Genomic DNA, 8,777 nt, shown 5'->3' on the forward strand with positions numbered 1-8,777 from the left:
GCCGGACGTGCTGCTGCTCGACGAACCGACCAACAACCTCGACATCAACTCGATCCGTTGGCTCGAGCACACGCTGAACGAGTACAACTCGACGATGATCATCATTTCGCACGATCGTCACTTCCTGAACTCGGTGTGCACGCACATGGCCGACATGGACTACGGCACGCTGAAGGTCTGGCCGGGCAACTACGACGACTACATGCTCGCGTCCGCGCAGGCGCGCGAGCGTCAGGCGGCCGCGAACGCGCGTGCGAAGGAGCGCGTGGCCGAACTGCAGGACTTCGTGCGCCGCTTCTCGGCGAACAAGTCGAAGGCGCGTCAGGCGACGAGCCGTGCGAAGCAGATCGACAAGATCAAGATCGAGGAATTCAAGCCGTCCTCGCGACAGAACCCGTTCATCCGTTTCGAGTTCGAGAAGAAGCTGCACAACATCGCGGTGGTCGCCGAAGGCATCACGAAGAAGTACGACCGCACGATCTTCGAGAACTTCAACCTGTCGGTGCAGCCGGGCGAGCGGATCGCGATCATCGGCGAGAACGGCGCGGGCAAGACGACGCTGCTGCGCGCGCTGTACGGCAACCTGACGCTCGATCACGGCTCGGTGAAGTGGGCCGAGAACGCGAACGTCGGCTACATGCCGCAGGACACGTACGAGGAGTTCCCGGACGACATCACGCTGATGGACTGGATCGACCAGTACCGCAAGGACGGCGACGACGAGACAATGGTGCGCGGCACGCTCGGCCGCCTGCTGTTCTCGGCCGACGACATCAAGAAGTCGGTGAAGGTGCTGTCGGGCGGCGAGAAGGGCCGCATGATCTGGGGCAAGCTGATGCTCGGCCGCCACAACGTGCTGCTGATGGACGAGCCGACGAACCACATGGACATGGAATCGATCGAGTCGCTGCAGATCGCGCTCGAGAAGTTCGAAGGGACGCTGATTTTCGTGTCGCACGACCGCGAGTTCGTGAGCGGGCTGGCGAACCGGATCATCGAAGTGAAGACGGACGGTACGCTCGTCGACTTCGGTGGGAATTACGAGGATTTCCTCGCGAGCCAGGGGCAGGATTGATTCGCTGATTTGTACCGAATCTGATTTACGCAATTGCGCTCAGGAAGCCCGCCAAGTTGTACTCGGCGGGCTTTTTTGTTGTACCCACGATAAGACGGCGCGGATGATCGCAAGTACCCGGTCAGACGTCGCCATTCACTCTTCACCTCCCGATCGCCGTTGGCCGGCATGCTGCTCTGCGAATTGCCGTCCGGCCGTGTCGTTCGCCTCGATCGGCGCGGCGCTCGCGATCGCCGCCGCGCCTCTCTCACGTCAAGCATTGTCAAATCCCCGCGGAATCACGATGTCTGACATTTCAAATCGCGTACAGGGGCTGTCATGCCCGGATCGATTGCCTATCCTTGAATGCGCTTTACCGCACTCACGCAGTCAGAACCCGGGAGGTTTTGCATGAATGCACGTCTATACCGCGCGACCGTCGCCGGCGCGCTGATCGGATTGCTCGCACCGTTTTCCGTGGCCCACGCGCAGGTCGGCGGCGGTGGCGATTCGGGCGGCAGCGCCGGCGGCGCGCTGGGCAATCTCGGCGGCCTCGGCGGTGCACTGGGCGGTGGCGGCTCGTCGCTCATGCCGGGCAGCACCGGCAATGTCGCGGGCGTGCTGCAGTTCTGCATCCAGAACAATTATCTCGGCGGCGCGGCCGGCAGCGCGTCGTCGGTGAAGGACGCGCTGCTCGGCAAGCTTGGCGGCAATGCATCGTCCGACAGCGGCTACACGAGCGGCGCCAGCGGAATTCTGGACGCCGGCAACGGCAACAAGCTCGATCTGAGCGGCGGCGGCCTGAAGCAGCAGGTCACGAAGCAGATCTGCGACAAGGTGTTGTCGCAGGCGAAATCGCTGCTGTAAGCCGCAGCGCGCACCGTTCGCGTGCGTCGGGCCGTCGCGCGCGAACGGTGCGCGCAACGCGATGCCGGACGACGCGATGGCGCGCCCGGCATCCGCTTTCAGCGCGAAAAATCCGTCACGACCGTCACACCGGCGCCTTCGAACCGGCTCATGTTCATCAGCGCGTCGACCGATTCGCCGAGGCTGATTTCCTTGCCGATCAACCGGCTCGGCGCCAGCTTGCCGGCGCGCACCATTTCGAGCATGGCATCGTAGCGATGCGCCTGCATTCCGTGGCTGCCGAGAATTTCGAGCTCGTGGGCGATCACCTTGCTCATCGGCACCGCCGGCGTCGCATGCTCGCCGAGCATCAGCCCGACCTGCACGTGCCGGCCGCGGCGACGCAGGTTCGCAATCGAGTTGAAGCAGGTGCTCGGGTGACCCAACGCGTCGAGCGACACGTGCGCGCCGCCGCCGGTGATGTCCTTCACCGCATCGACGACGTCGCCGACCTGCGATGCATCGACGGTCGCCGCGGCGCCTACCGCGCGCGCGAGCGCGAGCGCGGCCGCCGAAATGTCGACCGCGACGACATTCGCACCGATCGCGTTCGCGATCATGATCGCCGACAACCCGACGCCGCCGCAGCCGTGCACCGCGACCCATTCGCCTGCCGACGTGCGCCCCTGATCGACGACCGCGCGAAACGACGTGACGAACCGGCAGCCGAGGCTCGCCGCGGTCGGAAAATCGAGCGAGTCGGGCAGCCGCACGAGGTTCAGGTCCGCATGATGGATGCCGACGAATTCGGCGAACGAACCCCAGTGCGTGAAGCCCGGCTGAAACTGCCGCTCGCACACTTGCTGGTTGCCGGAGTGGCACTCCGGGCAGCGGCCGCAGCCAGCGACGAACGGCACGGTCACGCGGTCGCCGGCCTTCCAGCGCGTGACGTCCGCACCGGTCGCGACGACCACGCCTGCCAGTTCGTGTCCCGGCACGTGCGGCAGCACGATGTCCGGATCGTGCCCCATCCAGCCGTGCCAGTCGCTGCGGCAGACGCCGGTCGCCTTCACCTCGATCACGACGCCGTCCGGCGCGGGCGTCGGGTCCGCGACCTGCATCACGCGCGGCGCGGCGCCGAATGCTTCGTAAACGACTGCTTTCACGATTTCCTCCAATTGCGAATGAGTCTTTCAATATAACCGCGCAATATCGGATTTATCTTTCGTTTTCCGATTGAGATGCCGTCTCTTTTGGGCTAGCCTTGCGACCCATGCGCCATCGCTGCAAGGAGCTTTCATGGAACAACTGGACAAGATCGATCGCGGGATGCTCGACATGCTGCAGCGGGACGGGCGCGTGTCGAATGCGCGGCTCGCGGAAGCGTTCTCGCTGAGCGAGACGTCGTGCTGGCGCCGGCTCAGGCGCCTCGAGGAAGCGGGGCTGATCGAGGGCTATCACGCGCGGCTCGACCGCCGCAAGCTCGGACTCGGCGTGATGGCGTTCGTGCAGATCGTCTGCACGCAGCACAGCGAGGAAGTGACCGCCGAATTCGAACGGCTGATCGCCGCGAGCCCGAACGTGCTCGCGTGCGACAACACGACCGGCGAAGCGGATTTCCTGTTGCAGGTGGTCGCGGCCGATCTCGACGACTACAGCCATTTCGTCGAGAAGGTGCTGCGCAAGCTGCCGGGCGTGCTGAGCATCCGCTCCAATCTGTCGCTGCGCCAGCTGAAGTCGACGCACCGGCTGCCGATCGTCTGACCCGGGCGGCGATTAGTCCGCCAGCCGTTTGTCGGCGAGCGCCTTGCAGCAGTCGTCGTACACCCACTGCACGAGCTTCGCGCGATAGTCGAGATCGTCGGTGTCGACGATTTCCTCGACGGCGTCGCGTGCCCACGTGGCGTCGACGAAACTCGCATGGCGCTTCGCGATGTCCTGCGCGAGCGCCGCGAGCTTCGCGATCGCGAGCCAGTCGGCTTGCCGCTGATGACGATCGAGCCAGCGGTGCGCGGCCTTCACTTGAAAGGCGGCGTCGGGCCAGGATTCGTTCAGGTAAAACGCGCCGAGATTGCCGCAGGTGAGCCAGCAAAGCAGCTCGAGGCGGTCGTGCGAGCCGAGGGTGTGGGATGCGTCGGTCATGGCAGCGCTCACGAAAGGCATCGGTTCCGGGTGGCGCGGCCGCGCGGGCCGGCGCCGATATTAAAAACATAGCACGATGCAGGCCACGCCGCGCATCCGTCGTCGTGCCGGTGTTGCGCCGGTGTTGCATCGCCGGAACGGCGTGCACGCGCGCGTGGCGGGCGTCGTCGGCGCGTGCGGCGGTCGCTGGAATGACCGCTTTCCCGAGGCGGGCCGGCAGCGACGAGCGTGCGCTGCGCGTCGCACGCCGGCTGCGCACGGGCCAGGTCGACATCAACGGCGGCGCGTGGAATCCGGCCGCGCCGTTCGGCGGCTTCAAGCGGTCGGGGTGCGGCCGCGAGAACGGCGTGTACGGTCTCGACGAATATCTCGAGTACAAGTCGCTGCCGCTGCCCGCGCGCAAGCCCGCCTGAGCGGCGCGACGACGGCGCGCACGCGTGCCGTCGTCGTTCGTTGACGGCCGTCAACGTGCGCGGCGGCCGATCGTCGATCATCGCGTTTCCGACGATGTTTCGACGAGGCTTCAGATGACCGTCCGCAGTTCTTTCCCGCCGCTCACGATCCGCGGCCGTCCCTTGTTGCCGATCGTGCAGGGCGGCATGGGCGTCGGCATCTCCGCGCACCGGCTGGCCGGCAGCGTCGCGCACGAGGGCGCGCTCGGCACGATCGCGAGCATCGACCTGCGGCACCATCATGCGGATCTGCTCGCACGCTGTCGCGCGCAGCCCGACCGTGCGACGCTCGAAGCGGCGAACCTCGAAGCGCTCGCGCGCGAGATCCGGCTCGCGAAGACGTACGCGCAAGGGCGCGGGATGGTCGCAGTCAACGTGATGAAGGCGGTGAGCGCGCATGCGGACTACGTCCGCGTGGCCTGCGACGAGGGCGCCGACGCGATCGTGATGGGCGCCGGTCTGCCGCTCGAGTTGCCCGATCTCGTGCAGGGCCGCGACATTGCGCTGATTCCGATCCTGTCGGACGGCCGCGGGATCGCGCTGGTCCTCAAGAAGTGGATGAAGAAGGGCCGGCTGCCCGACGCGATCGTCATCGAGCATCCCGCGCATGCGGGCGGCCACCTCGGCGTCACGCAGCTCGCCGACATGCACGATCCGCGCTTCGACCTCGCACGCGTGCTCGACGACGCCGCGCAGGCGATCGCGTCGCTCGGCATCGCCCGCGACGCGATTCCGCTGATCGTCGCGGGCGGCATCAACAGCCACGACGCGGTGCGCGCGGCGCTCGACGCCGGTGCGGACGGCGTCCAGATCGGCACGCCGTTCGCGGTGACCGAGGAGGGCGACGCGCATCCGAACTTCAAGCGCGTGCTCGCCGATGCGACGCCGGACGACATCGTCGAATTCGTCAGCGTGACGGGCCTGCCCGCGCGCGCGGTCAGAACGCCGTGGCTCGACCGCTATCTGCGCAACGAGGCGCGCATCCGCGCGAAACTCGGCGCGCTGAAGCAGCGCTGCCCGACCGCGCTCGAATGCCTGAGCGTATGCGGGCTGCGCGACGGCATCGAACGGTTCGGGCATTTCTGCATCGATACGCGGCTCGCCGCCGCACTGCGCGGCGACGTCGCCAACGGCCTGTTCTTCCGCGGCCGCGAAGCGCTGCCGTTCGGCCGTGCGATCCGCAGCGTGCGCGATCTGCTCGACCTGCTGCTGACCGGCCGCGCGGCAGAGCCTGCGACAAACCGTCCCGCGTTTACGCTGGCTTGACGGACATCAAGATGCGCGAAAGACCCTACACGGAAAATGGAGATCATTATTCGGGGGTCCGTACCATGCACCAAACCATTGACACGATTCGAACACGTCTCATCGCCGCGGCCGTGGTGGCCGCGAGCGTCGCGCTGCCGTCGCTCGCGCAGGCGGCGTCGCCCGGCGACGGCATTCATCAGGGCGACGTCCTCGCGCGGCTGCGCGCGATCAGCATCCAGCCGAACGAGCGCGGCAGCGATACGCTCGGCGCGCTGAACGTCGGCGTGAACAACGCGATCGTGCCGGAGCTCGATTTCACGTACATGATCCGCGACTACCTGGGCGTCGAGCTGATCCTCGGCACGTCGCGGCATCAGGTGACGTCGAGCGCCGGCCATCTCGGCGGCGTAAACGTGCTGCCGCCGACGCTGCTGCTGCAGTACCACTTCAACCATGCGGGCAAGGTGCGGCCGTACGTCGGCGCGGGGCTGAACTACACGTACTTCTACAACAACGGGCTCAACGTCGGCGGCGAGGGCGTGTCGATCGGCAAGAGCAGCTTCGGGCCGGCGCTGCAGTTCGGCGTCGACGTGCAGATGACGAAGCGCGTGTTCCTGAACGTCGACGTGAAGAAGATCTGGATGAGCACGGACGCGACGCTCGGCGACCGCGGCATCGGCACGCTGCATATCGATCCGCTGATCGTCGGGGTGGGTGTCGGGATGAAGTTCTAGCGCCGCACGCGGCACGAAACGAACGGAGTTGGGGTTCGCGGCATGGCAGTCGGCATGCCGCGTTTTTTATTCGTGCGGCGCGCGCTTACAGCTTGTCGTTGCGGAACCGCATCGCGGTGCCTTCGCGCGTGATGCGCGCCCACACGGCGCGCTTTTCGTCGTCGCTCATGAACACCCAGTTCGAGACCTCGGCGGCCGTGCGGCCGCAGCCCTTGCAGACTTCGTCGAAGAGGGTCGAGCAGACGCCGATGCAGGGGCTGTCGGGCAGGTCGTGGAGATTGGAGGCCATCGGGACGGTTCGTGCGGAGGAAATCGTGAGCGCGCCATTTTAAAGCATCGCGCCGGACGGCTGCCGCGACGCGGTCGCACGACACCACGCCCGGCGTCCTTTTTCCGATGGACAGCCGCGGATTACCCGATAGAATTTCCCCCGGAATGCCCCGCCGCACGGGCGGCCGAGGCGGCCGGCGGCGGGAATCTGTTCCGTTTGCGCGACACCGGCATGATTTTTTTGTGACGGGGCGCGAATGATGGTAGCGTTCGGGGTTTTCTAGGGGCGGCGCGACGGAATGCGGCGCCATCACGAGGCAGACGGCAGCCGGGCAAGCGGTCCGGCCGAAGGGAGAACGGGATGAAAGCAAAGGTGGCGGGCCGGTTCGCGGCGCTCGCGCTCTGTGTGGGCGCATCGGCGGCAGCAGCGAAGGATACGCAGCTCAATGTCTATAACTGGTCGGACTACATTGCGAAGGACACGATCCCGAACTTCGAGAAGCAGACCGGCGTCAAGGTCCGCTACGACAACTACGACAGCGACGACACGCTGCAGGCCAAGCTGCTCGCCGGCAGCTCGGGCTACGACATCGTCGTGCCGACCAGCAACTACGCGGGCAAGCAGATCGCGGCCGGCATCTTCACGCCGCTCGACAAGTCGAAGCTGCCGAACCTCAAGTATCTCGATCCGCAGCTGATGTCGCTCGTCGCCGGCGCGGATCCGGGCAACAAGTACGTGGTGCCCTGGGCCTACGGCACGACGGGCCTCGCGTACAACGTCAACAAGGCGCAGCAGGTGCTCGGCAAGGTCGCGCTCGACAACTGGGACATCCTGTTCAAGCCCGAGAACATCTCGAAGCTGAAGACCTGCGGCGTGTCGGTGCTCGACGCACCCGACCAGATGTTCGCGGCGACGCTGCACTACATCGGCAAGGATCCGATGAGCACGAACCCGGCCGACTACAAGGCCGCGATGGAAGTGCTGAAGAAGATCCGTCCGTACATCACGCAATTCAACTCGTCGGGCTACATCAACGACATGGTCGGCGGCGACATCTGCTTCGCGTTCGGCTGGTCGGGCGACGTCGTGATCGCGAAGCACCGCGCGCTCGAGGCGAAGAAGCCGTACAAGATCGAGTACTACATTCCGAAGGGCGGCGCGCCGGTCTGGTTCGACGTGATGGCGATTCCGAAGGACGCGAAGAACAAGGAAGCCGCGCTGCAGTGGATCAACTACATCGAGGATCCGAAGGTGCATGCGGCGATCACCAACGCCGTGTACTACCCGAGCGCGAACGCCGAAGCCCGCAAGTACGTGCGGCCCGACGTCGCGAACGACCCGGCCGTGTACCCGCCGGCCGACGTCGTGAAGACGCTGTTCCTGCTCAAGCCGCTGCCGCCCGAGATTCAGCGTCTGCAGACGCGTCTGTGGACCGAGCTGAAGTCGGGACGCTGATACGCGTCGCAGTGAAGCCAGCAGTCATCAAGCCCCTGGTGTCCCCGGGGGCTTTGTTCGTTCAAACGCAGGAGAGAAGCAGCACATCATGAAGAGCCAGTCGAGTCCGCCGGCCACGGGCGCGCCGTCTTTCGTTTCCCCGCCGGGCTCCCCGTCGGGCGCGGACGCACGCGCGGAGAACTTTGTCCAGATCATCGACGTCGCGAAGAAGTTCGGCGACACCGAAGCGGTGCGCAGCGTCAACCTGAACGTGCGCCAGGGCGAACTGTTCGCGCTGCTCGGCAGCTCGGGCTGCGGCAAGTCGACGCTGCTGCGCATGCTTGCCGGCCTCGAGACGGTCACGTCCGGCAAGATCCTGATCGACGGCGAGGACCTCGCGCAGATGCCGCCGTACCGGCGACCCGTGAACATGATGTTCCAGTCGTATGCGCTGTTTCCGCACATGTCGGTCGAGTCGAACGTCGCGTTCGGGCTGAAGCAGGAAGGCACGCCGAAGGCCGAGCTGAAGGAGCGCGTCGCCGCGGCGCTCGATCTCGTGCAGATGGGCAAGTACGCGAAGCGCAAGCCGCACCAGC

The 8,777-nt window shown here is 65.9% G+C and carries 10 protein-coding genes and 1 pseudogene; 8 read left to right on the top strand and 3 right to left on the bottom strand.

Annotated features, from left to right (window positions below; genetic code table 11):
• Both HMPREF3115_RS01755 and HMPREF3115_RS01760 read left to right on the top strand, forming a co-directional pair.
• The coding region (locus HMPREF3115_RS01755) for an ATP-binding cassette domain-containing protein (protein WP_256275954.1) at nucleotides 1-1,075 on the top strand (1,075 nt) is incomplete at its 5' end.
• Nucleotides 1,076-1,465: 390 nt separating this feature from the next.
• Entirely contained in the window at nucleotides 1,466-1,921 is a 456-nt protein-coding gene (locus HMPREF3115_RS01760; protein ID WP_070553297.1) for a YjjA family protein, read from the top strand.
• A 98-nt stretch (nucleotides 1,922-2,019) separates the two neighbouring features.
• Here the strand turns inward: HMPREF3115_RS01760 and HMPREF3115_RS01765 are convergent, their stop codons facing one another.
• Nucleotides 2,020-3,066: a zinc-dependent alcohol dehydrogenase family protein gene (locus HMPREF3115_RS01765; protein ID WP_035488336.1), complete on the bottom strand. Its 1,047-nt coding sequence runs from the start codon at nucleotides 3,064-3,066 to the stop codon at nucleotides 2,020-2,022.
• Between the two features lie 133 nt (nucleotides 3,067-3,199).
• Here HMPREF3115_RS01765 and HMPREF3115_RS01770 point away from each other — a divergent pair, with 133 nt between their 5' ends.
• Nucleotides 3,200-3,664, top strand: a complete 465-nt coding sequence (locus HMPREF3115_RS01770; RefSeq protein WP_006399980.1) for an Lrp/AsnC family transcriptional regulator — start codon at nucleotides 3,200-3,202, stop codon at nucleotides 3,662-3,664.
• 12 nt (nucleotides 3,665-3,676) lie between these two features.
• On the opposite strand, the gene HMPREF3115_RS01775 is transcribed toward HMPREF3115_RS01770, so the two are convergent.
• Nucleotides 3,677-4,042: a hypothetical protein gene (locus tag HMPREF3115_RS01775; protein WP_006399981.1), complete on the bottom strand. Its 366-nt coding sequence runs from the start codon at nucleotides 4,040-4,042 to the stop codon at nucleotides 3,677-3,679.
• Nucleotides 4,043-4,254: 212 nt separating this feature from the next.
• Between HMPREF3115_RS01775 and HMPREF3115_RS01780 the strand changes: the two are divergent.
• The 3 genes and pseudogenes from HMPREF3115_RS01780 to HMPREF3115_RS01790 all read left to right on the top strand — a co-directional run.
• Nucleotides 4,255-4,455: pseudogene (locus HMPREF3115_RS01780) on the top strand (aldehyde dehydrogenase family protein); the annotation flags it as partial.
• Nucleotides 4,456-4,569: 114 nt separating this feature from the next.
• Nucleotides 4,570-5,760, top strand: coding sequence for an NAD(P)H-dependent flavin oxidoreductase (locus tag HMPREF3115_RS01785; RefSeq protein ID WP_070553299.1), 1,191 nt, complete (start codon nucleotides 4,570-4,572; stop codon nucleotides 5,758-5,760).
• 65 nt (nucleotides 5,761-5,825) lie between these two features.
• Complete coding sequence (locus HMPREF3115_RS01790) at nucleotides 5,826-6,476, top strand: OmpW/AlkL family protein (RefSeq protein ID WP_006404744.1); 651 nt, start codon at nucleotides 5,826-5,828, stop codon at nucleotides 6,474-6,476.
• 85 nt (nucleotides 6,477-6,561) lie between these two features.
• On the opposite strand, the gene HMPREF3115_RS01795 is transcribed toward HMPREF3115_RS01790, so the two are convergent.
• Nucleotides 6,562-6,765, bottom strand: coding sequence for a DUF1289 domain-containing protein (locus HMPREF3115_RS01795; RefSeq protein WP_053297215.1), 204 nt, complete (start codon nucleotides 6,763-6,765; stop codon nucleotides 6,562-6,564).
• Nucleotides 6,766-7,107: 342 nt separating this feature from the next.
• On the opposite strand from HMPREF3115_RS01795, the gene HMPREF3115_RS01800 reads away from it, so the two are divergent.
• Nucleotides 7,108-8,202 (top strand): polyamine ABC transporter substrate-binding protein, encoded by a 1,095-nt coding sequence (locus tag HMPREF3115_RS01800; protein ID WP_070553300.1) that lies wholly within the window; start codon nucleotides 7,108-7,110, stop codon nucleotides 8,200-8,202.
• Between the two features lie 88 nt (nucleotides 8,203-8,290).
• On the top strand, nucleotides 8,291-8,777 hold a 487-nt coding region (locus tag HMPREF3115_RS32125; protein WP_371089348.1), incomplete at its 3' end, for an ABC transporter ATP-binding protein.

The organism is Burkholderia sp. HMSC10F09 (assembly GCF_001806955.1).
In the GTDB taxonomy this organism is placed as follows: Bacteria; Pseudomonadota; Gammaproteobacteria; order Burkholderiales; family Burkholderiaceae; genus Burkholderia; species Burkholderia multivorans.